General features: G+C 45.2%; 31 protein-coding genes. All 31 read left to right on the forward strand.

Going from position 1 to position 24,645, the window contains the following annotated elements; translation table 11 throughout:
• Positions 1-211 precede the first annotated feature (211 nt).
• The 31 genes from rpoB (at position 212) to map (ending at position 24,643) form a co-directional block, all read left to right on the forward strand.
• Positions 212-3,793 (forward strand): DNA-directed RNA polymerase subunit beta, encoded by a 3,582-nt coding sequence (gene rpoB / locus TRNA_RS22145; protein WP_011197480.1) that lies wholly within the window; start codon positions 212-214, stop codon positions 3,791-3,793.
• A gap of 59 nt (positions 3,794-3,852) precedes the next feature.
• Positions 3,853-7,452, forward strand: a complete 3,600-nt coding sequence (rpoC, locus tag TRNA_RS22150; protein WP_003178311.1) for a DNA-directed RNA polymerase subunit beta' — start codon at positions 3,853-3,855, stop codon at positions 7,450-7,452.
• Between the two features lie 119 nt (positions 7,453-7,571).
• Entirely contained in the window at positions 7,572-7,820 is a 249-nt protein-coding gene (locus TRNA_RS22155) for a 50S ribosomal protein L7ae-like protein (protein WP_011197481.1), read from the forward strand.
• A 104-nt stretch (positions 7,821-7,924) separates the two neighbouring features.
• Positions 7,925-8,341 (forward strand): 30S ribosomal protein S12, encoded by a 417-nt coding sequence (gene rpsL, locus TRNA_RS22160; RefSeq protein WP_003178315.1) that lies wholly within the window; start codon positions 7,925-7,927, stop codon positions 8,339-8,341.
• A 165-nt stretch (positions 8,342-8,506) separates the two neighbouring features.
• The gene (gene rpsG / locus TRNA_RS22165; protein WP_003178317.1) at positions 8,507-8,977 is read left to right on the forward strand and encodes a 30S ribosomal protein S7; all 471 of its coding nucleotides are present in this window, start codon (positions 8,507-8,509) and stop codon (positions 8,975-8,977) included.
• Positions 8,978-9,026: 49 nt separating this feature from the next.
• Positions 9,027-11,105: an elongation factor G gene (gene fusA / locus TRNA_RS22170; protein ID WP_003178319.1), complete on the forward strand. Its 2,079-nt coding sequence runs from the start codon at positions 9,027-9,029 to the stop codon at positions 11,103-11,105.
• Positions 11,106-11,224: 119 nt separating this feature from the next.
• Positions 11,225-12,415 carry an elongation factor Tu gene (tuf, locus tag TRNA_RS22175; protein ID WP_003178321.1) on the forward strand — a complete coding sequence of 397 codons (1,191 nt, stop codon included), beginning with the start codon at positions 11,225-11,227 and terminating at the stop codon, positions 12,413-12,415.
• 321 nt (positions 12,416-12,736) lie between these two features.
• Positions 12,737-13,045 (forward strand): 30S ribosomal protein S10, encoded by a 309-nt coding sequence (rpsJ, locus tag TRNA_RS22180; RefSeq protein WP_003156464.1) that lies wholly within the window; start codon positions 12,737-12,739, stop codon positions 13,043-13,045.
• Positions 13,046-13,083: 38 nt separating this feature from the next.
• Complete coding sequence (gene rplC / locus TRNA_RS22185; RefSeq protein WP_003178324.1) at positions 13,084-13,713, forward strand: 50S ribosomal protein L3; 630 nt, start codon at positions 13,084-13,086, stop codon at positions 13,711-13,713.
• A 27-nt stretch (positions 13,714-13,740) separates the two neighbouring features.
• Entirely contained in the window at positions 13,741-14,364 is a 624-nt protein-coding gene (gene rplD / locus TRNA_RS22190; protein WP_003178327.1) for a 50S ribosomal protein L4, read from the forward strand.
• Entirely contained in the window at positions 14,364-14,651 is a 288-nt protein-coding gene (gene rplW, locus TRNA_RS22195; protein ID WP_003178328.1) for a 50S ribosomal protein L23, read from the forward strand. Before rplD ends, rplW begins: the two co-directional genes overlap by 1 nt.
• 31 nt (positions 14,652-14,682) lie before the next feature.
• On the forward strand, positions 14,683-15,516 hold the full coding sequence (gene rplB, locus TRNA_RS22200) for a 50S ribosomal protein L2 (protein WP_003178332.1): 834 nt from the start codon (positions 14,683-14,685) through the stop codon (positions 15,514-15,516).
• 57 nt (positions 15,517-15,573) lie between these two features.
• Positions 15,574-15,852 carry a 30S ribosomal protein S19 gene (rpsS, locus tag TRNA_RS22205; protein ID WP_003178334.1) on the forward strand — a complete coding sequence of 93 codons (279 nt, stop codon included), beginning with the start codon at positions 15,574-15,576 and terminating at the stop codon, positions 15,850-15,852.
• A 17-nt stretch (positions 15,853-15,869) separates the two neighbouring features.
• Complete coding sequence (gene rplV / locus TRNA_RS22210) at positions 15,870-16,214, forward strand: 50S ribosomal protein L22 (RefSeq protein ID WP_003178337.1); 345 nt, start codon at positions 15,870-15,872, stop codon at positions 16,212-16,214.
• 3 nt (positions 16,215-16,217) lie between these two features.
• On the forward strand, positions 16,218-16,874 hold the full coding sequence (gene rpsC, locus TRNA_RS22215) for a 30S ribosomal protein S3 (RefSeq protein ID WP_003178339.1): 657 nt from the start codon (positions 16,218-16,220) through the stop codon (positions 16,872-16,874).
• A gap of 1 nt (position 16,875) precedes the next feature.
• Positions 16,876-17,310 carry a 50S ribosomal protein L16 gene (gene rplP / locus TRNA_RS22220; RefSeq protein WP_003178341.1) on the forward strand — a complete coding sequence of 145 codons (435 nt, stop codon included), beginning with the start codon at positions 16,876-16,878 and terminating at the stop codon, positions 17,308-17,310.
• Positions 17,300-17,500 carry a 50S ribosomal protein L29 gene (gene rpmC, locus TRNA_RS22225; protein ID WP_003178343.1) on the forward strand — a complete coding sequence of 67 codons (201 nt, stop codon included), beginning with the start codon at positions 17,300-17,302 and terminating at the stop codon, positions 17,498-17,500. The genes rplP and rpmC overlap by 11 nt, the downstream gene beginning before the upstream one ends.
• Before the next feature lie 24 nt (positions 17,501-17,524).
• Positions 17,525-17,788 (forward strand): 30S ribosomal protein S17, encoded by a 264-nt coding sequence (gene rpsQ, locus TRNA_RS22230; protein ID WP_003178345.1) that lies wholly within the window; start codon positions 17,525-17,527, stop codon positions 17,786-17,788.
• A 40-nt stretch (positions 17,789-17,828) separates the two neighbouring features.
• The gene (gene rplN, locus TRNA_RS22235) at positions 17,829-18,197 is read left to right on the forward strand and encodes a 50S ribosomal protein L14 (protein WP_003178347.1); all 369 of its coding nucleotides are present in this window, start codon (positions 17,829-17,831) and stop codon (positions 18,195-18,197) included.
• A 35-nt stretch (positions 18,198-18,232) separates the two neighbouring features.
• Positions 18,233-18,544, forward strand: coding sequence for a 50S ribosomal protein L24 (gene rplX, locus TRNA_RS22240; protein ID WP_003178350.1), 312 nt, complete (start codon positions 18,233-18,235; stop codon positions 18,542-18,544).
• Between the two features lie 25 nt (positions 18,545-18,569).
• Positions 18,570-19,109: a 50S ribosomal protein L5 gene (gene rplE / locus TRNA_RS22245; RefSeq protein ID WP_003178352.1), complete on the forward strand. Its 540-nt coding sequence runs from the start codon at positions 18,570-18,572 to the stop codon at positions 19,107-19,109.
• Positions 19,110-19,131: 22 nt separating this feature from the next.
• Entirely contained in the window at positions 19,132-19,317 is a 186-nt protein-coding gene (rpsN, locus tag TRNA_RS43090) for a 30S ribosomal protein S14 (RefSeq protein WP_003178353.1), read from the forward strand.
• Between the two features lie 31 nt (positions 19,318-19,348).
• The gene (gene rpsH / locus TRNA_RS22250; protein ID WP_003178355.1) at positions 19,349-19,747 is read left to right on the forward strand and encodes a 30S ribosomal protein S8; all 399 of its coding nucleotides are present in this window, start codon (positions 19,349-19,351) and stop codon (positions 19,745-19,747) included.
• 29 nt (positions 19,748-19,776) lie between these two features.
• On the forward strand, positions 19,777-20,313 hold the full coding sequence (gene rplF / locus TRNA_RS22255) for a 50S ribosomal protein L6 (protein WP_003178356.1): 537 nt from the start codon (positions 19,777-19,779) through the stop codon (positions 20,311-20,313).
• 31 nt (positions 20,314-20,344) lie between these two features.
• Positions 20,345-20,707: a 50S ribosomal protein L18 gene (rplR, locus tag TRNA_RS22260; RefSeq protein WP_003178358.1), complete on the forward strand. Its 363-nt coding sequence runs from the start codon at positions 20,345-20,347 to the stop codon at positions 20,705-20,707.
• 24 nt (positions 20,708-20,731) lie between these two features.
• Complete coding sequence (rpsE, locus tag TRNA_RS22265; protein WP_025805814.1) at positions 20,732-21,232, forward strand: 30S ribosomal protein S5; 501 nt, start codon at positions 20,732-20,734, stop codon at positions 21,230-21,232.
• 13 nt (positions 21,233-21,245) lie between these two features.
• Positions 21,246-21,425 carry a 50S ribosomal protein L30 gene (rpmD, locus tag TRNA_RS22270; protein ID WP_003178363.1) on the forward strand — a complete coding sequence of 60 codons (180 nt, stop codon included), beginning with the start codon at positions 21,246-21,248 and terminating at the stop codon, positions 21,423-21,425.
• A 30-nt stretch (positions 21,426-21,455) separates the two neighbouring features.
• The gene (gene rplO / locus TRNA_RS22275) at positions 21,456-21,896 is read left to right on the forward strand and encodes a 50S ribosomal protein L15 (RefSeq protein WP_003178364.1); all 441 of its coding nucleotides are present in this window, start codon (positions 21,456-21,458) and stop codon (positions 21,894-21,896) included.
• Position 21,897: 1 nt separating this feature from the next.
• Entirely contained in the window at positions 21,898-23,193 is a 1,296-nt protein-coding gene (secY, locus tag TRNA_RS22280) for a preprotein translocase subunit SecY (RefSeq protein WP_003178368.1), read from the forward strand.
• Positions 23,194-23,246: 53 nt separating this feature from the next.
• Positions 23,247-23,900, forward strand: coding sequence for an adenylate kinase (locus TRNA_RS22285; RefSeq protein ID WP_003178371.1), 654 nt, complete (start codon positions 23,247-23,249; stop codon positions 23,898-23,900).
• The gene (map, locus tag TRNA_RS22290; RefSeq protein WP_003178373.1) at positions 23,897-24,643 is read left to right on the forward strand and encodes a type I methionyl aminopeptidase; all 747 of its coding nucleotides are present in this window, start codon (positions 23,897-23,899) and stop codon (positions 24,641-24,643) included. Before TRNA_RS22285 ends, map begins: the two co-directional genes overlap by 4 nt.
• Positions 24,644-24,645 lie beyond the last annotated feature (2 nt).

The following is a 24,645-nucleotide window of genomic DNA, read 5'->3' on the forward strand; positions in this document are numbered from 1 at the left end:
GTATATATTTTGCTGCCGTTTTTAAGAAACGCCTAGGTTTGTATAAAATATACATTATTGGGAACACTAATAAAATCGGTATTTTGTTTTTGGATGTGGTTTTCTAAATTAGAAACCCTTTTTTCTTTTGTCTTGTAAAAGTATTTCTTACATATTTGAGGAAGAAATGCTTGTTACACATATATTACGCATGATTTGAGGGGTGAATCAGTTGACAGGTCAACTAGTTCAGTATGGACGACACCGCCAGCGCAGAAGCTATGCACGCATTAGCGAAGTGTTAGAATTACCAAATCTCATTGAAATTCAAACCTCTTCTTATCAGTGGTTTCTTGATGAGGGTCTTAGAGAGATGTTTCAAGACATATCGCCAATTGAGGATTTCACTGGTAACCTCTCTCTGGAATTTATCGACTACAGCTTGGGCGAGCCTAAGTATCCGGTAGAAGAATCAAAAGAGCGGGATGTGACCTATTCAGCTCCGCTGCGGGTTAAAGTCCGCTTAATCAACAAAGAAACCGGCGAAGTAAAGGATCAGGATGTCTTCATGGGCGATTTCCCTATTATGACAGACACTGGAACCTTCATTATCAACGGTGCAGAACGGGTCATCGTATCTCAGCTCGTTCGTTCTCCAAGTGTATATTTTAGTGGTAAAGTAGACAAAAACGGTAAGAAAGGTTTTACCGCGACTGTCATTCCAAACCGTGGCGCATGGTTAGAATACGAGACTGATGCGAAAGATGTTGTTTACGTACGCATCGATCGCACACGTAAGTTGCCGGTTACGGTTCTTTTGCGTGCTCTTGGCTTCGGATCTGACCAAGAGATCATTGATCTCATCGGTGAAAACGAGTATCTGCGCAATACGCTTGATAAAGATAATACGGAAAACACCGATAAAGCGCTTCTTGAAATCTACGAGCGTCTTCGTCCAGGGGAGCCGCCTACCGTAGAAAACGCAAAAAGCCTGCTTGATTCAAGGTTCTTTGATCCGAAAAGATATGACCTTGCGAGTGTAGGACGTTATAAAATTAATAAAAAGCTTCACATCAAAAACCGACTTTTTAATCAGCGGCTTGCTGAAACGCTAGTCGACCCTGAAACAGGCGAAATCCTTGCCGAAAAAGGAGCGATTTTAGACAGAAGAACGCTTGATAAAGTTCTGCCGTACCTTGAAAACGGAATCGGTTTTAAAAAGCTTTATCCGAACGGCGGAGTTGTCGAAGACGAAGTAACGCTTCAGTCTATCAAAATCTATGCTCCGACAGACCAAGAAGGGGAGCAGACAATCAATGTGATTGGAAATGCTTATATCGAAGAAGGCGTTAAGAATATTACACCTTCTGATATTATCGCTTCCATCAGCTATTTCTTTAACCTGCTTCACGGAGTGGGCGATACCGACGATATCGACCATCTAGGAAACCGCCGTCTCCGTTCAGTGGGAGAGCTTCTGCAAAACCAATTCCGTATTGGTTTAAGCAGAATGGAGCGCGTTGTTCGTGAAAGAATGTCTATTCAAGATACAAACACGATCACGCCGCAGCAGCTGATCAATATTCGCCCTGTCATCGCATCAATCAAAGAGTTTTTCGGAAGCTCGCAGCTTTCTCAGTTTATGGATCAGACGAATCCGCTTGCTGAGCTGACGCATAAGCGCCGTCTGTCAGCGCTCGGACCGGGCGGTTTGACTCGTGAGCGCGCCGGAATGGAAGTCCGTGACGTTCACTATTCACACTACGGCCGGATGTGTCCGATTGAAACCCCTGAGGGTCCAAACATCGGCTTGATCAACTCGCTTTCTTCATTCGCGAAAGTGAACCGTTTCGGCTTCATCGAAACGCCGTATCGCCGCGTCGATCCTGAAACTGGAAAAGTAACGCCGAGAATCGATTACTTGACAGCTGATGAAGAAGACAACTATGTCGTTGCCCAGGCAAACGCACGCCTGAATGATGACGGTTCTTTTGTGGATGACAGCATCGTCGCCCGTTTCAGAGGGGAGAACACCGTTGTTCCGAAAGACCGCGTCGACTATATGGACGTTTCGCCTAAACAGGTTGTCTCTGCCGCGACTGCATGTATTCCTTTCTTGGAAAACGATGACTCAAACCGCGCCCTTATGGGAGCGAACATGCAACGTCAGGCCGTACCTCTTATGCAGCCTGAATCGCCGATCGTCGGAACCGGGATGGAATATGTATCTGCGAAAGACTCCGGTGCCGCTGTTATTTGCCGCCACCCTGGAATCGTTGAACGGGTGGAAGCGAAGAACATCTGGGTGCGCCGCTATGAAGAAGTCGACGGCCAGAAAGTCAAAGGGAACCTTGATAAATACAGCCTGCTGAAGTTTGTCCGTTCCAACCAGGGAACTTGCTACAACCAGCGTCCGATCGTAAGCGTCGGTGATGAGGTTGAAAAAGGTGAAATTTTAGCTGACGGTCCGTCCATGGAAAAAGGTGAGCTTGCCCTTGGACGCAACGTCATGGTCGGCTTTATGACATGGGATGGCTACAACTATGAGGATGCCATCATCATGAGCGAACGCCTTGTAAAAGACGACGTATACACGTCTATTCATATTGAAGAATACGAATCAGAGGCCCGGGATACAAAACTCGGACCTGAAGAAATCACTCGCGATATTCCGAACGTCGGTGAGGACGCTCTTCGCAATCTCGATGAACGCGGAATTATCCGTGTCGGTGCTGAAGTAAAAGACGGAGATCTTCTTGTTGGTAAAGTAACCCCTAAAGGTGTTACAGAGCTTACGGCGGAAGAACGCCTGCTTCATGCCATCTTCGGGGAAAAAGCGCGTGAAGTGCGTGATACGTCGCTGCGTGTACCTCACGGAGGCGGCGGTATCATCCTTGATGTAAAAGTGTTCAACCGCGAAGACGGAGACGAACTGCCTCCGGGCGTTAACCAGCTCGTCCGCGTCTACATCGTTCAGAAGCGTAAAATTTCTGAAGGGGACAAAATGGCCGGACGCCACGGTAACAAAGGTGTTATTTCGAAAATTCTTCCGGAGGAAGATATGCCGTATCTGCCTGACGGAACGCCGATTGACATCATGTTAAACCCGCTGGGCGTACCATCGCGTATGAACATCGGGCAGGTGTTGGAGCTGCACCTTGGTATGGCTGCACGCCGCCTCGGTCTGCATGTCGCGTCACCTGTATTTGACGGTGCCCGCGAAGAAGATGTGTGGGAAACCCTTGAAGAAGCCGGCATGTCAAGAGACGCAAAAACCGTCCTTTACGACGGCCGAACTGGGGAGCCGTTTGACAACCGGGTTTCTGTCGGCATCATGTACATGATCAAACTGGCACACATGGTTGACGACAAATTGCACGCACGTTCAACCGGTCCTTACTCACTCGTTACCCAGCAGCCTCTCGGAGGTAAAGCGCAGTTCGGCGGACAGCGTTTTGGAGAGATGGAAGTTTGGGCGCTTGAAGCTTATGGTGCAGCATATACGCTACAAGAGATCCTGACTGTTAAATCGGATGATGTCGTAGGCCGTGTGAAAACATATGAAGCCATCGTAAAAGGCGACAATGTTCCAGAACCTGGTGTTCCGGAATCGTTCAAAGTATTGATCAAAGAGCTTCAAAGCTTAGGTATGGACGTCAAAATTCTATCAAGCGACGAAGAAGAAATCGAAATGAGAGACTTGGAAGACGACGAAGACGCGAAACAAAACGAAGGGCTTTCTCTGCCGAATGATGAAGAGTCCGAAGAGTTGGTTTCTGCTGACGCAGAACGCGATGTCGTTACAAAAGAATAAACGAATTTTATACGCAAGTGACAGGGTATAACCCGAAGATAAAAAGGGAGGTAGGCCCCTTGCTGGATGTGAACAATTTTGAGTATATGAACATCGGTCTCGCTTCACCTGACAAAATCCGTTCATGGTCTTACGGAGAAGTGAAAAAGCCTGAAACAATCAACTATCGTACTTTGAAACCTGAAAAAGATGGTCTATTCTGCGAGCGCATTTTCGGTCCTCAAAAGGACTGGGAATGCCACTGCGGAAAGTACAAGCGGGTTCGTTATAAAGGCGTAGTCTGCGACCGTTGTGGAGTTGAAGTAACCCGGGCTAAAGTCCGTCGTGAGAGAATGGGGCATATCGAGCTGGCAGCCCCGGTTTCTCACATCTGGTATTTTAAAGGAATTCCGAGCCGTATGGGTCTTGTGCTGGATATGTCTCCGCGCGCATTGGAAGAAGTCATTTACTTTGCTTCTTACGTCGTAACAGATCCGGCCAATACACCGCTCGAGAAAAAACAGCTTCTTTCTGAAAAAGAGTATCGGGCGTACCTCGATAAATACGGAAATAAATTCCAAGCGTCAATGGGTGCTGAAGCGATTCATAAGCTCCTTCAAGATATCGACCTCGATAAAGAAGTGGATATGCTGAAAGAAGAGCTTAAAACGTCACAAGGACAGCGCCGCACACGTGCGATCAAACGTCTGGAAGTATTGGAAGCCTTCCGCAATTCCGGAAATAAGCCGTCATGGATGATCCTCGACGTTCTTCCGGTCATTCCGCCTGAGCTGCGACCAATGGTACAGCTTGACGGTGGACGTTTTGCAACTTCCGATCTGAACGATTTGTATCGCCGCGTAATCAACCGTAACAATCGTTTAAAACGTCTTCTGGACCTTGGAGCGCCAAGCATTATCGTTCAAAACGAAAAGCGCATGCTTCAGGAAGCCGTGGACGCATTGATCGATAACGGACGCAGAGGACGTCCTGTTACAGGTCCAGGAAACAGACCGTTAAAATCCCTTTCTCACATGCTGAAAGGTAAACAAGGCCGTTTCCGTCAAAACCTTCTCGGTAAACGTGTTGACTACTCAGGACGTTCGGTTATCGTCGTAGGTCCGAACCTGAAAATGTATCAATGCGGTCTTCCGAAAGAAATGGCGCTGGAACTGTTCAAGCCATTCGTCATGAAAGAGCTTGTTGAAAAGGGCCTTGCCCACAATATTAAGAGCGCGAAGCGTAAAATTGAGCGCGTTCAGCCGGAAGTCTGGGATGTCCTTGAATCAGTTATCAAAGAACACCCTGTGCTTCTCAACCGTGCACCTACGCTTCACAGATTAGGTATTCAAGCGTTTGAACCAACGCTTGTTGAAGGCCGTGCCATCCGTCTTCATCCGCTTGTATGTACGGCATACAACGCTGACTTTGACGGTGACCAAATGGCGGTTCACGTTCCTTTATCAGCAGAAGCGCAAGCTGAGGCGCGCATCCTTATGCTTGCTGCGCAAAACATCCTGAACCCTAAAGACGGAAAACCGGTTGTTACACCGTCTCAGGATATGGTACTTGGAAACTACTATCTGACGCTAGAACGCCCTGGTGCAGTCGGCGAAGGTATGATTTTCAAAGATACGGATGAAGCGCTGCTTGCTTACCAAAACGGATATGTTCATTTGCATACGAGAGTAGCCGTCGCGGTTAACTCATTGAAAAATGAAACGTTTACCGAAGAACAGCGTTCCAAGCTGCTCATTACAACTGTCGGAAAACTGATCTTCAACGAAATTCTTCCGCCGTCGTTCCCATACATGAACGAACCGACGAAGAGCAACATTGAAGAAAAAACGCCTGACCGTTTCTTCTTGGATTACGGTGCAGATGTTAAAGAAGCCATTAAGAACCAAGAAATCAACCCGCCGTTCAAAAAAGGCATTTTGGGTAAAATCATTGCGGAGATCTTCAAAAGGTTCCATATTACAGAAACATCAAAAATGCTTGACCGCATGAAAAACCTCGGCTTTAAATACTCTACAAAAGCCGGAATTACGGTCGGTGTTTCCGATATCGTCGTATTGGACGACAAACAGGAAATCCTTGAAGAAGCGCAAGGAAAAGTCGATAACGTGATGAAGCAGTTCAGACGCGGTCTGATTACTGAAGAAGAGCGTTATGAACGGGTCATTTCCATCTGGAGTGCAGCTAAGGATACGATCCAAGGCAAGCTGATGAAATCCTTGGATGAAATCAACCCGATTTACATGATGAGTGATTCCGGAGCCCGGGGTAACGCATCAAACTTTACGCAGCTTGCGGGTATGCGCGGTCTGATGGCCAACCCGGCCGGACGGATCATCGAACTTCCGATCAAGTCAAGTTTCCGTGAAGGTTTAACGGTACTCGAGTACTTTATCTCTACTCACGGTGCGCGTAAAGGTCTTGCGGATACGGCCCTTAAGACAGCCGACTCAGGTTACCTGACACGCCGTCTCGTAGACGTAGCCCAAGACGTCATCATTCGTGAGACTGACTGCGGCACAGACCGAGGCATTCTTGCCAAAGCCATCACGGAAGGCACAGAAGTGATCGAGCGTCTTGAAGAGCGTCTTGTCGGCCGATTCGCGAGAAAGCCTGTTAAACATCCGGAAACAGGTGAAGTGCTCGTGAATGAAAACGAGCTGATCGACGAAGATAAAGCGATTGAAATTGTCGAAGCAGGCATTGAAGAAGTGTGGATCCGCTCCGCATTTACATGTAATACGTCACATGGTGTATGTAAACGATGCTACGGCCGCAACCTGGCAACAGGAACCGATGTCGAAGTCGGAGAAGCAGTCGGAATCATCGCTGCCCAGTCCATTGGTGAGCCGGGTACACAGTTAACGATGCGTACCTTCCATACGGGCGGGGTTGCCGGAGACGATATTACACAAGGTTTGCCGCGTATCCAGGAATTGTTTGAAGCGCGAAACCCTAAAGGTCAAGCGACGATCTCTGAAATTGACGGTGTCGTGGCCGAAATCAATGAGGTTCGCGATAAACAGCAGGAAATCGTCGTTCAGGGCGAAGTCGAAAGCCGTTCATATACGGCGCCTTACAACGCGCGCTTGAAAGTCACTGAAGGAGAGAAGATTTCTCGTGGTCAAGTGCTGACAGAAGGTTCGGTTGATCCGAAAGAGCTTCTGAAAGTCACTGACATCACCACGGTCCAAGAATACCTGCTTCATGAAGTGCAGAAGGTTTATCGTATGCAGGGGGTTGAAATCGGAGATAAGCACGTCGAGGTTATGGTTCGCCAGATGCTTCGCAAAGTGCGCGTCATCGATGCCGGCGACACGGAAGTGCTGCCAGGCACGCTGCTCGATATTCACCAGTTTACAGAAGCAAACAAAAAAGTTCTGCTTGAAGGCAAACGCCCTGCAACTGGCCGTCCGGTGCTTCTCGGTATCACCAAAGCATCGCTTGAAACGGATTCCTTCCTGTCTGCCGCGTCATTCCAGGAAACAACACGTGTCCTGACAGATGCAGCGATCAAAGGAAAACGTGATGAGCTTCTCGGCCTGAAAGAGAATGTTATCATCGGTAAGCTTGTTCCTGCTGGAACGGGTATGCTGAACTATCGTAAAGTGAAGCCGGTATTGCAAGTCCAATCATCTGATGAAATGGTTCCGGCTGAATAAATAAAAAATCCTAAAGAAGGATGTCACTAAAAATTGTCATCATATGTTGACATCCTTCTTTCAGGATGATAATATAACCAAGGTGCTCAATTTAAACCTGTTACTTTGGAGGATATATGATGTCTTATGATAAAGTATCACAGGCTCAATCTATTATTATCGGTACGAAGCAGACAGTCAAAGCACTGAAGCGCAATTCTGTTAAGGAAGTCGTCGTAGCAAAGGACGCTGATCCTTGTCTGACGTCAGGTGTTATCAATCTGGCAAATGAACAAGGGGTTCCAGTCTCAATGGCAGAGTCCATGAAAAAGCTCGGCAAAGCCTGCGGAATTGAAGTCGGAGCTGCAGCTGTTGCCATTATTCAATAACGTACTCGTTGTTTTTGCTTTTATGCAAAGGCATTGTTTTTTGCTTTTAAATGAACCACCTGGGTATGTGGGTTATAAAACGTAATGAAGGGAGGAAATACAAAATGCCTACAATTAATCAGCTAGTCCGCAAAGGACGCGTAAGCAAAGTTGAAACTTCTAAGTCTCCAGCACTTAACAAAGGATACAACAGCTTCAAGAAAGAGCACACTAACGTATCTTCACCACAAAAACGCGGAGTATGTACCCGTGTTGGTACAATGACACCGAAGAAGCCGAACTCAGCGCTTCGTAAATATGCCCGTGTTCGCTTAACTAACGGAATCGAGGTTACAGCCTACATTCCTGGTATCGGACACAACCTGCAAGAGCACAGTGTCGTATTGATCCGCGGTGGACGTGTAAAAGACTTACCGGGGGTACGCTACCACATCGTGCGTGGCGCACTTGATACTGCCGGAGTTGAAAACCGTGCACAAGGCCGTTCTAAATACGGTACAAAACGTCCTAAGAAAAAATAATTCCGTTTGAATACAAATAAAAGGGTTTTTAAAAGCAAGGAGTTCTGGCAATGCTGTTAAGGGCGTCGGGCTTTTCGCGCCAAGCGTCAGTTTGATCCCGGCAGCTGAACCGTGAAATCCCTCTGCTTGCTGTAAACCCGTAACAAGAGAAGGGAGGATAATCAGATGCCACGTAAAGGTCCTGTAGCAAAAAGAGACGTTTTACCTGATCCGCTTTACAACTCTAAACTGGTTACTCGTTTGATCAACAAAATGATGATCGACGGTAAAAAAGGTAAAGCTCAAACAATCCTATACAAGTCATTCGATATTATTAAAGAACGTACCGGCAACGATGCAATGGAGGTTTTCGAACAAGCATTGAAGAACATCATGCCAGTGCTTGAAGTTAAAGCACGCCGCGTAGGTGGTGCGAACTACCAAGTACCTGTAGAGGTTCGTCCTGAACGCCGTACGACTCTTGGACTTCGCTGGTTAGTAAACTACGCTCGTCTTCGCGGAGAAAAAACGATGGAAGAGCGTTTAGCTAACGAAATCCTTGATGCAGCTAACAACACTGGTGCTGCTGTTAAGAAACGTGAAGATACTCATAAGATGGCTGAAGCAAACAAAGCGTTCGCTCACTATCGCTGGTAATCTCACACGACAAAATATTATTCCCTAAGAAGGAAGGAGAAAAGACCCAATGGCAAGAGAGTTCTCCTTAGAAAAAACTCGTAATATCGGAATCATGGCTCACATCGATGCCGGTAAAACGACAACAACTGAACGTATCTTGTTCTACACAGGCCGTATCCATAAAATTGGTGAAACTCACGAAGGGGCTTCCCAAATGGACTGGATGGAGCAGGAACAAGAACGCGGTATCACAATCACATCTGCTGCAACAACTGCACAGTGGAAAGGCTACCGCGTAAACATCATCGACACACCAGGACACGTAGACTTCACAGTTGAGGTTGAACGTTCCCTGCGCGTACTTGATGGTGCCGTTGCCGTTCTTGACGCACAATCAGGCGTTGAGCCGCAAACTGAAACAGTTTGGCGTCAGGCGACAACTTACGGAGTACCTCGTATCGTATTTGTCAACAAGATGGACAAAACGGGTGCGGACTTCCTTTACTCTGTAGGAACTCTTAGAGACCGTCTTGAGGCGAACGCTCACGCGATCCAATTACCGATTGGCGCCGAAGACAATTTTGAAGGGATCATCGACCTTGTAGAAAACGTTGCGTACTACTATGAAGATGACCTTGGAACACGCTCTGAAGCGCGTGAAATCCCTGCTGAGTACAAAGACAAAGCTGAAGAGCTTCGCGCTAGCTTGATTGAAGCTGTTGCTGAGCTTGATGAAGAGCTTATGATGAAGTACTTGGAAGGTGAAGAAATCACAGTTGACGAGCTGAAAGCAGCAATCCGCAAAGGAACTTGTAACGTTGAGTTCTATCCGGTTCTATGTGGTTCAGCTTTCAAAAACAAAGGTGTTCAATTAGTGCTTGACGCAGTTCTTGACTACCTGCCAGCTCCAACTGACGTACCAGCAATCAAAGGTACTCTGCCTGATTCTGATGAAGAGGTTACTCGTGAGTCTTCTGACGATGCACCTTTCTCAGCGCTTGCATTTAAAGTTATGACTGACCCTTACGTTGGTAAATTGACGTTCTTCCGTGTGTACTCAGGAACACTTGATTCCGGTTCATACGTAAGAAACTCAACAAAAGGCAAACGTGAGCGCGTCGGCCGTATCCTGCAAATGCACGCCAACAGCCGTGAAGAAATCTCTACTGTGTACGCAGGGGATATCGCTGCTGCTGTAGGTTTGAAAGACACGACTACAGGGGACACGCTTTGCGACGAGAAAAACCTTGTTATCCTGGAATCAATGGAATTCCCTGAGCCTGTTATCCACGTTGCAATCGAGCCTAAATCTAAGGCTGACCAAGACAAAATGTCTACTGCACTGGCTAAATTGGCTGAAGAGGATCCAACATTCCGTGCGCATACTGACCCTGAAACAGGTCAAACGATCATCGGCGGTATGGGTGAGCTTCACCTTGATATCATCGTTGACCGTATGAAACGCGAATTTAAAGTTGAAGCCAACGTCGGTGCTCCTCAAGTTGCGTATCGTGAAACATTCCGTGCGAGCGCGCAAGTTGAAGGTAAATTCGTACGTCAGTCTGGTGGACGCGGACAGTTCGGACACGTTTGGATCGAATTCTCTCCAAACGAAGAAGGAAAAGGCTTTGAGTTCGAAAACGCAATCGTCGGTGGTGTCGTTCCTCGTGAATACATTCCGGCTGTTCAAGCAGGACTTGAAGATGCACTTCAAAACGGTGTAGTCGCAGGTTACCCTGTTATCGACATCAAAGCGAAACTTTTTGACGGTTCTTACCACGATGTCGACTCTAACGAAATGGCGTTTAAAATCGCTGCTTCCATGGCGCTTAAAAACGCGGCAAGCAAGTGTAACCCAGTTATTCTTGAGCCGATCTCCAAAGTTGAAGTCGTTATCCCAGAAGAATACATGGGAGACATCATGGGCGACATTACGTCACGCCGCGGTCGCGTAGAAGGTATGGAAGGACGCGGAAACGCTCAGGTCGTTCGCGCGATGGTTCCACTTTCTGAAATGTTCGGTTACGCTACGGCTCTCCGTTCAAACACACAAGGACGCGGTACGTTCACAATGGTCTTTGACCACTATGAAGAAGTGCCTAAGAGCATCGCTGATGAGATCATCAAAAAAAATCAAGGTGAATAATTGATTTTGCCTCTTCATTAAAGTATAACTACTATTGTAAGATGAGAAAGTGAAACATTGCTTTCACTTTCTATCACTCTATATAACAAAAACTAACCTTTTTAAGGAGGATTTTCAGAATGGCTAAAGAAAAATTCGACCGTTCCAAATCACATGCCAACATTGGTACAATTGGACACGTTGACCATGGTAAAACTACATTAACAGCTGCTATCACTACTGTGCTTCATAAGAAATCTGGTAAAGGTACTGCTATGGCATACGACCAAATCGACGGTGCTCCAGAAGAGCGCGAGCGCGGTATCACAATTTCTACTGCACACGTTGAGTACGAAACTGACAACCGTCACTATGCACACGTTGACTGCCCAGGACACGCTGACTATGTTAAAAACATGATCACTGGTGCTGCGCAAATGGACGGTGCGATCCTTGTTGTTTCTGCTGCTGACGGCCCAATGCCACAAACTCGTGAGCACATCCTTCTTTCTCGTAACGTAGGTGTGCCTTACATCGTAGTATTCTTGAACAAATGCGACATGGTAGACGACGAAGAGCTTCTTGAGCTAGTTGAAATGGAAGTTCGCGATCTTCTTTCTGAGTATGAGTTCCCTGGTGACGATGTACCAGTTATCAAAGGTTCTGCTCTTAAAGCTCTTGAAGGAGATGCTCAGTACGAAGAAAAAATCTTTGAACTGATGGCTGCTGTTGACGAGTACATCCCAACTCCAGAGCGTGAAACTGACAAGCCATTCATGATGCCTGTTGAGGACGTATTCTCAATCACAGGTCGTGGAACAGTTGCTACTGGACGCGTAGAGCGCGGACAAGTTAAAGTCGGTGACGAAGTTGAAATCATCGGTCTTCAAGAAGAAAACAAGAAAACAACTGTTACAGGTGTTGAAATGTTCCGCAAGCTTCTTGACTATGCAGAAGCTGGAGACAACATCGGTGCACTTCTTCGCGGTGTATCTCGTGAAGAAATCCAACGCGGTCAAGTACTTGCTCAACCAGGTACAATCACTCCGCACAAAAAATTCAAAGCTGAAGTTTACGTTCTTTCTAAAGAAGAGGGTGGACGTCACACTCCATTCTTCTCTAACTACCGCCCTCAGTTCTACTTCCGTACAACTGACGTAACTGGTATCATTCAGCTTCCAGAAGGCGTAGAAATGGTTATGCCTGGAGACAACATCGAAATGACTGTTGAATTGATTTCAACAATCGCGATCGAAGACGGAACTCGCTTCTCTATCCGTGAAGGCGGACGTACAGTTGGTTCTGGCGTTGTTTCTTCAATCATCGAATAATACTTATAAAATAAAAAACGAGATCCAGCCGGGTCTCGTTTTTTATTTTGAGCCGCTATGCTAAAGGGATTTATTTTCCGCCTGTAAGTCCTTGATTAACACTGCTTGAATCTGTATAATAAAAAAAGTGTGCAAAAGCCGGTAATATTCAATATTACCTTGCAACATGCCTATAAATTTTGTATAATAGTGCATGTTGGTCTTTGACTGCGATGAAGTGAGAGGTTGCTGACACACCCGGCCGCTTTGCCATGGCAAGGTGATTCAGGTTTTTCTCACGGAGAATTGTCTAATGTAAGTAGGCGAAAAGGAGGGAAAATAATGGCAAAACAAAAAATTCGTATTCGTTTAAAAGCGTATGATCATAGAATCCTTGATCAATCTGCTGAGAAGATTGTTGAAACGGCTAAACGTTCCGGAGCCAGCGTTTCTGGTCCGATTCCGTTGCCAACTGAGAAATCAGTTTACACAATCCTTCGTGCGGTGCACAAATACAAAGATTCTCGTGAGCAATTCGAAATGCGTACACATAAACGTTTGATCGACATTGTGAACCCAACACCACAAACTGTTGATGCTCTAATGCGATTAGATTTACCATCTGGTGTCGATATCGAAATTAAACTTTAATCTAAAATATAGAATGATCTTTATAGGAGGTGTGACGAATGACCAAAGGAATCTTAGGAAGAAAAATTGGTATGACGCAAGTTTTCGCAGAAAACGGTGATCTTATTCCGGTAACTGTTATCGAAGCTGCTCCTAACGTTGTGCTTCAGAAGAAAACTTCTGAAAACGACGGCTATGAAGCGATTCAGATCGGTTTTGACGACAAGCGTGAAAAGCTTGCCAACAAACCAGAAAAAGGACACGTTGCAAAAGCGGAAACTGCTCCTAAGCGCTTCGTTAAGGAATTACGCGGAGTGGATATGGATGCGTATGAAGTTGGTCAGGAAGTCAAAGTTGATATTTTCTCTAACGGAGAAATCGTAGATGTAACAGGAACATCGAAAGGTAAAGGTTTCCAAGGCGCTATCAAACGCCACGGACAATCTCGCGGACCAATGTCTCACGGTTCACGCTACCACCGCCGTCCTGGTTCAATGGGACCGGTAGACCCTAACCGTGTATTCAAAGGAAAGCTGTTGCCTGGACGTATGGGCGGAGAGCAAATCACTGTTCAAAACCTTGAAATCGTAAAAGTAGATGCAGAGCGCAACCTTCTTTTAGTTAAAGGTAACGTTCCTGGTGCCAAAAAATCACTAGTCACTGTTAAAAGTGCTGTTAAATCTAAATAATTCTCTTAGGAAAGGAGGAAATTGATCATGCCAAAAGTAGCTTTATATAACCAAAACGGTTCTACTGCTGGTGATATCGAATTAAACGACTCTGTATTTGGAATCGAGCCAAATGAGAGCGTAGTATTCGACGCTATTCTTATGCAAAGAGCTTCCTTGCGTCAAGGAACTCATAAAGTAAAAAATCGTTCGGAAGTACGTGGCGGAGGTCGCAAACCTTGGCGTCAAAAAGGTACCGGCCGTGCTCGTCAAGGATCTATCCGTTCACCGCAATGGCGCGGAGGTGGTATCGTATTCGGTCCTACACCACGCAGCTATGCATATAAATTACCGAAAAAAGTTCGCCGCTTGGCTATCAAATCAGCATTGTCTTCTAAAGTGAATGACAACAACTTGATCGTTCTTGAAGATCTTAATCTTGATGCGGTTAAAACAAAAGAAATGGCAGCTATCCTTAAAGGTCTGTCTATCGAGAAGAAAGCTTTAATCGTAACTGCGGATGCAAACGAGACAGTTGAACTATCTGCTCGCAACCTTCCAGGAGTTACTGTTGTTGAAGCTAACGGAATCAACGTCCTCGATGTTGTCGGTCACGAGAAGCTTGTGATGACGAAAGCAGCGGTTGAAAAAGTAGAGGAGGTGCTTGCATAATGAAAGATCCTCGTGATGTTCTAAAGCGCCCCGTCATTACTGAACGTTCTGCTGATTTAATGACTGAAAAAAAATATACGTTTGAAGTTGACGTAAAAGCCAACAAAACAGAAGTGAAAGACGCTGTTGAACAAATCTTTGGAGTGAAAGTTGAAAAAGTCAACATCATGAACTACAAAGGGAAATTCAAACGTGTCGGCCGCTACTCTGGTATGACAAACAAACGCAGAAAAGCGATTGTTAAGCTTACTGAAGACAGCAAAGAAATCGAAATTTTTGAAGCTTAATCACTTGTAAAAAGAAGGAGGGAAATTCAAAATGGCGATTAAAAAGTACAAACCGACCTCTAACGGACGTCGCGGCATGACTTCTTCTGATTTCGCGGAAATCACTACAGATCAGCCGGAAAAATCCTTGCTTGCCCCGCTTCACAAAAAAGGCGGACGCAACAACCAAGGTAAATTAACTGTACGTCATCAAGGCGGCGGACATAAACGCCAATACCGTATTATCGACTTCAAGCGCGATAAAGATGGTATACCTGGACGCGTTGCTACAGTTGAGTACGATCCAAACCGTTCAGCTAACATTGCTCTAATTAACTATGTAGACGGAGAAAAACGCTACATCCTAGCTCCTAAGGGGCTTCAAGTAGGCACTGAAATCATGTCAGGTCCAGAAGCTGACATTAAAGTAGGTAACGCACTTCCACTGATCAACATCCCTGTTGGTACAGTTGTGCACAACATTGAATTAAAACCTGGAAAAGGCGGACAGCTTGTACGTTCAGCTGGTACATCTGCTCAAGTTCTTGGTAAAGAAGGTAAATACGTTCTTGTACGTCTTAACTCCGGTGAAGTTCGCATGATTCTTTCTGCTTGCCGCGCAACAATCGGTCAAGTGGGTAACGAACAGCATGAACTGATCAACATCGGTAAAGCCGGACGTTCTCGCTGGAAAGGCGTTCGCCCTACAGTTCGCGGTTCTGTTATGAACCCTAACGATCACCCGCACGGTGGTGGTGAAGGACGCGCTCCAATCGGACGTAAATCACCTATGTCTCCATGGGGTAAACCAACTCTTGGATTCAAAACTCGTAAGAAAAAGAACAAATCAGATAAATTCATCGTACGTCGTCGTAAAAATAAATAACGGGGTTGTCTACGGTTCATATCGGACCGTAGTGCAATCACGAAGGGAGGTTCCAAAATGGCTCGCAGCTTAAAAAAAGGACCATTTGTCGATGATCATCTAATGACAAAAATCGAGAAATTAAATGAAGCGGATAAGAAACAAGTTGTGAAAACTTGGTCTCGCCGTTCTACTATTTTCCCGCAATTTATCGGTCACACAATCGCAGTCTATGATGGACGCAAACATGTGCCTGTTTACATCTCTGAAGATATGGTAGGTCACAAGTTGGGTGAATTCGCACCGACTCGCACTTACAAAGGTCATGCTAGTGATGACAAGAAAACAAGACGCTAATGAGAGGAGGCTTTTAAATGCAACAAGCTAAAGCTGTCGCAAGAACAGTCCGTATTGCTCCTCGTAAGGCACGTCTAGTAATGGACCTGATTCGAGGCAAGCAAGTAGGTGAAGCAGTATCGATCTTAAACCATACGCCAAAAGCTGCTTCCCCGATTATTGAAAAAGTTTTAAAATCTGCTATCGCCAACGCTGAGCACAACTACGAAATGGATGCAAACAACCTGGTTGTTACTCAAGCTTACGTGAACGAAGGCCCTACGTTAAAAAGATTCCGTCCGCGCGCTATGGGACGTGCAAGCCAAATCAACAAACGTACGAGCCACATTACTATCGTTGTATCAGAAAAGAAGGAGGGATAACTCGTGGGTCAAAAGGTAAATCCAGTCGGTCTTCGTATTGGGGTTATACGTGATTGGGAATCTAAGTGGTACGCTGGCAAAGATTACGCTGACTTCCTTCACGAAGATCTGAAAATCCGTGAATTTATTAATCAACGCCTGTCTGACGCTTCAGTTTCTAAAGTAGAAATCGAGCGTGCGGCAAACCGTGTAAATATTACGATCCACACAGCTAAGCCTGGTATGGTTATCGGTAAAGGCGGTTCCGAAGTCGAAGCGCTTCGCAAAGCCCTTAACAGCCTTACTGGCAAGCGTGTACACATTAACATTCTTGAAATCAAAAGAGCTGATCTTGATGCTCAGCTAGTTGCTGATAACATTGCTCGTCAATTGGAAAACCGTATCTCTTTCCGTCGTGCGCAAAAGCAACAAATCCAACGCACAATGCGCGCTGGTGCACAAGGAATTAAAACAATGGTTTCCGGTCGTCTTGGCGGCGCTGACATCGCTCGTTCTGAATACTACAGTGAAGGAACTGTTCCATTGCACACACTTCGTGCAGACATCGACTATGCTACATCTGAAGCTGACACAACTTACGGTAAGCTTGGTGTAAAAGTCTGGATCTATCGTGGAGAGGTTCTTCCTACTAAGAAGAAAACTGAGGAAGGAGGAAAATAATATGTTAATGCCAAAACGCGTTAAATATCGCAGAGAGCATCGCGGAAAAATGCGCGGCCGTGCGAAAGGCGGCACTGAAGTGCATTTCGGTGAATACGGTATCCAAGCTCAAGAATCTTCTTGGATCACAAACCGCCAAATCGAAGCAGCACGTATTGCGATGACTCGTTACATGAAACGTGGCGGTAAAGTTTGGATCAAAATTTTCCCTTCTAAGCCTTATACAGCTAAGCCTCTAGAGGTTCGGATGGGTTCCGGTAAAGGTGCTCCTGAAGGATGGGTAGCTGTTGTAAAACCGGGCAAAGTTTTATTTGAAATTTCTGGTGTGTCTGAGGAAGTCGCTCGCGAAGCTCTTCGTCTTGCATCTCACAAATTGCCAATTAAAACGAAGTTCGTAAAACGTGAAGAAATTGGTGGTGAATCAAATGAAAGCTAATGAAATTCGTGACCTTACCACTGCTGAAATTGAACAAAAAGTAAAGTCTCTTAAAGAAGAACTTTTCAATCTTCGCTTTCAATTAGCGACAGGACAACTTGAAAACACTGCTCGCATTCGTGAAGTGCGCAAGTCAATCGCGCGCATGAAAACTGTGATTCGGGAAAGAGAAATTGCTGCCAACAAATAATTCCGGAGGGAGGTTCTCTAAAACATGAGCGAACGCAATCAGCGCAAAGTCTACCAAGGACGTGTTGTTTCTGACAAAATGGATAAAACCATTACTGTTGTTGTAGAAACATACAAAAAGCATTCACTCTACGGTAAACGCGTAAAGTACTCTAAAAAATTCAAAGCACATGATGAAAATAACCAAGCTAAAATCGGAGACATCGTAAAGATCATGGAAACTCGTCCATTATCTGCGACTAAACGTTTTCGTCTAGTTGAAGTTGTCGAAGAAGCTGTTATTATCTAATAAAGTTCGGAAACTTTTTTCCGAAGGGAGGTAACAAATAATGATTCAACAAGAGACTCGTTTAAAAGTAGCTGATAACTCTGGTGCCCGTGAAGTGTTAACAATCAAGGTGCTTGGTGGTTCTGGACGCAAAACAGCTAACATTGGTGATGTCATTGTTTGCACGGTTAAACAAGCAACACCAGGAGGCGTTGTCAAAAAAGGTGATGTCGTGAGAGCTGTAGTCGTACGTTCTAAGAGCGGTGCACGCAGAAATGACGGATCTTACATCAAATTCGATGAGAATGCATGTGTTATCATCCGTGACGACAAAAGCCCGCGCGGAACTCGTATCTTCGGACCTGTAGCACGTGAACTTCGTGATAACAACTTCATGAAAATTGTTTCTCTAGCTCCAGAAGTACTTTAATGATATCAATGCCGGACTAAGGAGGTGCGATCAGGATGCATGTTAAAAAAGGCGATAAAGTAATGGTTATCTCTGGTAAAGACAAAGGGAAGCAAGGTGTAATTCTTGCAGCTTTCCCTAAAAAAGACCGCGTAATCGTTGAGGGTGTCAACATGGTGAAGAAGCACTCAAAGCCGACTCAAGCAAACCCTCAAGGCGGAATTTTAAATCAAGAGGCGCCAATTCATGTGTCAAACGTAATGCCGCTCGATCCTAAAACAGGTGAAGTGACTCGCGTAGGATACAAAGTAGAAAATGGCAAAAAAGTTCGTATTGCAAAAAAATCTGGGCAAGTTCTAGATAACTAGTAATAAAGGAAGGGAGGTCTATCTCATGAACCGCCTTAAAGAAAAGTACAATAAAGAAATTACACCTGCATTAATGAAAAAGTTCGAATACAAATCTGTGATGCAAGTGCCTAAAATCGAAAAAATCGTAATCAACATGGGTGTTGGTGACGCTGTTCAAAACGCTAAAGCTATCGATAGCGCTGTTGAAGAACTAACGTTTATCGCTGGTCAGAAACCTGTCGTTACTCGTGCGAAGAAATCTATTGCTGGATTCCGTCTTCGTGAAGGAATGCCAATCGGTGCGAAAGTAACTCTTCGCGGAGAGCGCATGTACGATTTCCTTGATAAACTAATTTCTGTTTCTTTACCGCGTGTACGTGACTTCCGCGGAATTTCAAAAAAATCTTTTGACGGTCGCGGAAACTACACACTAGGAATCAAAGAACAGCTGATCTTCCCTGAAATTGACTATGATAAGGTAACTAAAGTTCGCGGTATGGATATCGTTATTGTAACGACTGCCAACACTGATGAAGAAGCTCGTGAACTGTTAACTCAATTAGGTATGCCATTCCAGAAATAATCAATGAAAGGGAGGCGAAATCGTGGCTAAAAAGTCAATGATTGCGAAACAAAAACGCACACCGAAGTTTAAAGTACAAGAGTACACTCGCTGCGAACGCTGCGGCCGTCCGCACTCTGTTATTCGTAAATTTAAACTTTGCCGTATTTGTTTCCGTGAACTTGCATATAAAGGACAAATTCCTGGCGTTAAAAAAGCCAGCTGGTAATCCCCGTTTATGGGAAGGAGGTTATTAAATAATGGTTATGACAGATCCGATTGCAGATATGCTGACTCGTATTCGTAATGCAAACATGGTACGTCATGAGAAGCTCGAAATTCCTGCTTCTAAGTTGAAAAGAGAGATCGCTGAAATCTTGAAAAGAGAAGGTTTCATCCGTGACGTAGAATTCATTGAAGATAACAAACAAGGCATCATCCGTGTTTTCTTGAAATACGGACAAAACAACGAGCGTGTCATCACTGGCCTTAAAAGAATCAGCAAACCAGGTCTGCGCGTTTACGCTAAGTCAAACGAAGTGCCTCGCGTGCTTAACGGACTTGGAATCGCAATTCTTTCTACATCACAAGGTGTGTTAACGGATAAAGAAGCCCGCGCTAAACAGGCTGGCGGAGAAGTATTAGCATACGTTTGGTAAGAAGTTTAACATGAATGGAGGTGTTTGGTATGTCTCGTGTAGGTAAGAAGCTACTTGAGATTCCTTCAGGCGTTACAGTTACTCTGAACGACAACACTGTAACCGTGAAAGGACCAAAAGGAGAATTAACTCGTACGTTTCATCCTGATATGAAGATTAAAATTGAGGACAATGTACTTACTGTAGAACGTCCTTCAGATAATAAAGAACACCGTGCGCTGCATGGCACAACTCGCAGCATCATCGGAAACATGGTTGAAGGTGTATCTAAAGGTTTTGAAAGAGGTTTGGAATTAGTCGGTGTCGGTTACCGTGCTTCTAAATCCGGAAACAAACTTGTTTTGAACGTTGGATACTCTCACCCTGTAGAAATCGTTCCTGAAAACGGAATTGAAATCGAAGTTCCATCTCAAACAAAAGTGGTTGTAAAAGGTACAGATAAAGAACGTGTTGGAGCTACTGCTGCAAACATTCGCGCTGTACGTTCTCCAGAGCCTTACAAAGGCAAAGGGATCCGCTATGAAGGAGAAATGGTTCGTCGTAAAGAAGGTAAATCTGCTAAGTAAAACCGCTTAATGTGAGAAAGGAGTGACCCAGATGATTACGAAAACAAGCAAGAATGCTGCACGTCTTAAAAGACACGCTCGTGTTCGTGCGAAGCTTTCAGGAACCCCTGAAAGACCTCGTCTAAATGTTTTCCGTTCAAACAAACATATTTACGCACAAGTGATCGATGACGTGAACGGTGTTACACTTGTGAGTGCATCTACTCTTGATAAAGACTTTAACGCTGAAAATGGCAGCGATACGGCTGCGGCTGCAAAAGTTGGAGAGCTTGTTGCAAAGCGCGCTTCTGAAAAAGGTATCACAAATGTCGTGTTCGACCGTGGCGGTTACCTTTATCATGGACGTGTAAAAGCATTGGCTGATGCTGCACGCGAAGCTGGATTAGAATTTTAATAAAAGAAGGAGGGACATATGAATATGCGTCGTATTGACCCAAGCAAATTAGAGTTAGAAGAACGCTTAGTTACCGTTAACCGCGTAGCGAAAGTTGTTAAAGGTGGTCGTCGTTTCCGTTTCGCAGCTCTAGTCGTTGTCGGTGACAAAAACGGTCACGTTGGTTTCGGAACTGGTAAAGCACAAGAAGTTCCGGAAGCGATTCGCAAAGCTGTTGAAGATGCGAAAAAGAATTTGATCGAAGTACCAATGGTTGGAACTACAATTCCACACGAAATCATCGGACGTTTCGGTGCAGGAAACATCTTGTTAAAACCTGCTTCTGAAGGTACGGGAGTCATCGCTGGAGGCCCAGTACGTGCGGTACTTGAGCTTGCAGGTGTATCTGATATCCTTTCTAAGTCTTTAGGTTCTAACACACCGATCAACATGATCCGTGCAACAGTCCAAGGTTTAAGCGAGCTGAAACGCGCTGAGGACGTTGCGAAGCTTCGTGGAAAATCTGTAGAAGAACTGTTAGGATAAGGAGGGAACATTAATGGCTAAATTAGAAATTACCCTCAAACGCAGTGTAATCGGACGCCCGGAAGATCAGCGCATTACTGTAAGAACGCTTGGTTTAAAGAAAACAAACCAAACTGTCGTTCATGAAGACAACGCTGCAATCCGCGGTATGATTAACAAAGTATCTCATTTAGTTTCTGTTAAAGAACTTTAAAAATAAACGATAGGCTAAGGAGGTGTCCAAATGAAACTTCATGAATTAAAGCCCGCAGAAGGTTCACGTAAAACGCGCAACCGCGTAGGTCGTGGTATTGGTTCTGGTAACGGTAAAACAGCTGGTAAAGGTCATAAAGGTCAAAACGCTCGTTCTGGCGGCGGTGTACGTCCTGGATTCGAGGGTGGACAAATGCCTTTATTCCAACGTCTTCCTAAACGCGGTTTCACAAACATCAACCGCAAGGAATTCGCTGTGGTCAACCTAGACAAACTCAACAGCTTTGCAGAAGGGACGGAAGTTACTCCTGAACTTCTTTTAGAAACAGGTGTAATCAGCAAGTTGAAATCTGGAGTGAAAATTCTTGGCGACGGTAAATTAGAAAAGAAATTAACTGTTAAAGCCAATAAATTCTCCGCTTCTGCTAAACAAGCAATTGAGGCTGCTGGCGGTACAGCTGAGGTGATCTAACTTGTTTAAGACAATCTCCAATTTTATGCGTGTGAAGGATATTCGGAATAAGATTATCTTCACTCTTTTAATGCTTATCGTCTTTCGTCTCGGTTCGTTCATTCCTGTGCCGCACGTAAACACAGAAGTTTTAAAGGCACAGGATCAAATGAGCGTATTTGGGATTCTAAACACATTTGGCGGCGGTGCATTGTTCAACTTCTCCATTCTTGCGATGGGAATCATGCCTTACATCACAGCTTCTATCATCATCCAGCTCCTGCAGATGGATGTTGTGCCGAAGTTTACCGAATGGTCTAAGCAGGGGGAAGTTGGTCGCCGAAAACTAGCTCAGTTCACAAGGTACTTCACGATCGTTCTTGGATTTATCCAGGCTTTAGGTATGTCTTACGGGTTTAACAACATGGCCGGCGGCGCGTTGATTACAGACCCGGGAGTCGGTACTTATTTGCTTATTGCGATTGTACTAACTGCTGGAACTGCTTTTTTAATGTGGCTGGGAGAACAAATTACGTCTCATGGAGTTGGTAACGGAATATCCATTATCATCTTCGCCGGTATCGTTGCCGGTATTCCGCAGACGATTAATCAGATCTACGCTCAGCAGTTTGTAGATGCTGGAGATCAGTTATTCTTGCAAATCATAAAGGTTGTCGTTATATTGGTTGCGATTTTAGCGATTGTCGTTGGCGTTATTTTCATCCAACAGGCGGTTAGAAAAATCTCAATTCAATATGCGAAAGGTTCAGGCCGTTCACCGGTTCCTGGCGGCCAGTCTACACACTTGCCGCTGAAGGTTAACCCGGCGGGAGTTATTCCGGTTATCTTTGCCGTAGCATTTATCACCACTCCGCGGACCGTGGCAACATTCTTTGGCTCCAATGACGTCACGAATTGGATTCAAAAAACGTTTGATTACACGCATCCGGTCGGAATGGGAGTTTATGCAGCATTGATCATCGCCTTTACCTATTTCTATGCATTTGTGCAGGTTAACCCTGAGCAAATGGCCGATAATCTTAAAAAACAAGGTGGCTATATTCCGGGAGTTCGTCCAGGAAAAATGACTCAAGATAGAATTACGAGCATTTTGTATCGACTTACATTTGTAGGCTCCATATTCTTGGCCGTGATTGCCATTCTTCCTGTCTTGTTCGTTAATATTGCTGGGCTGCCTTCTTCTGCACAAATTGGTGGAACAAGTTTGCTGATTGTCATCGGGGTTGCACTTGAAACAATGAAGCAGCTTGAAAGCCAGCTGGTAAAACGAAACTATCGTGGATTTATGAAGCACTAGAGGAAATGGGGCGCGCCCATTCCCTCTAAAATAGAGAGGACGGGGAATCCGAAATGAACTTAGTCTTAATGGGACTGCCTGGAGCCGGTAAAGGGACACAGGCTGAACGGATTGTTGAAGATTTTGGGATACCTCATATCTCAACAGGAGACATGTTCCGCGCTGCGATGAAAGAAGAAACGGATCTGGGACTCGAAGCCAAATCATACATTGATAAAGGTGAGCTTGTTCCGGATGAAGTGACAATTGGTATTGTCAGGGAGAGACTTGGCAAGAATGATTGTGACGGAGGTTTTCTTCTGGACGGATTTCCGAGAACAGTCGCTCAAGCTGAAGCACTTGAGGAAATTCTTAAAGGACTTGGCAAGTCGATTGACCATGTCATCAACATTCAAGTCGATAAAGATGCATTGATGGAACGTCTGACAGGACGCAGAATCTGCAAAAACTGCGGTGCAACTTATCATTTAGTCTTTAATCCGCCTGCAAAAGAAAATGTATGCGACAAGTGTGGAGGAGAGCTTTATCAGCGTGAAGACGATAATGAAGCTACCGTATCCACGCGGTTAGAGGTCAACATGAAGCAAACCCAGCCTTTACTCGATTTCTATGAAGATAAAGGATATCTCGTAAACATTGACGGGCAGAAGCACATCAATGAAGTTTACGCTGATATAAAGGAGCTTCTCGGAGGCCGGGACAAATGATTATTTGTAAAACTCCCCGAGAAATCGAAATCATGCGGGAGGCCGGACGAATTGTCGCTTTAACTCATCAGGAGCTAAAAAAGCACATTAAACCCGGCATCTCGACAAAAGAATTGGATCAAATTGCCGAACGTTTTATTACAAAGCAAGGTGCAATCCCATCTTTTAAAGGGTATAATGGTTTTCGCGGGAGCATTTGCGTTTCGGTCAACGAAGAACTCGTGCACGGTATTCCGGGAAAACGAGTCCTTCGCGACGGGGACATCATCAGCATCGATATCGGTGCGAAGCTAAACGGTTATCATGGTGACTCCGCTTGGACTTATCCAGTGGGTACGATCAGCGATGATGATCAGAAGCTGCTGGATGTGACAGAGGAGTCTTTATATAGAGGCTTGAAGGAAGCAAAACCGGGAGAACGTTTGTCGAATATTTCCCACGCAATACAAACGTATGTCGAAAGCGAACAATTTTCAGTCGTCAGGGAATATGTAGGACACGGGGTAGGGCAGGATCTGCATGAGGATCCGCAAATTCCTCACTACGGTCCGCCGAACAAAGGCCCGCGTTTAAAGCCTGGCATGGTCTTGGCCATTGAGCCGATGGTCAATGCAGGTACACGCTATGTCAAAACATTGGCTGACAACTGGACGGTTGTAACTGTGGACGGGAAGAAGTGTGCTCACTTTGAACACACGATTGCCATTACGGATGCCGGTTTTGAGATACTGACAAAAGCCTAGGT

Source organism: Bacillus licheniformis DSM 13 = ATCC 14580 (assembly GCF_000011645.1).
Classification (GTDB): domain Bacteria; phylum Bacillota; class Bacilli; order Bacillales; family Bacillaceae; genus Bacillus; species Bacillus licheniformis.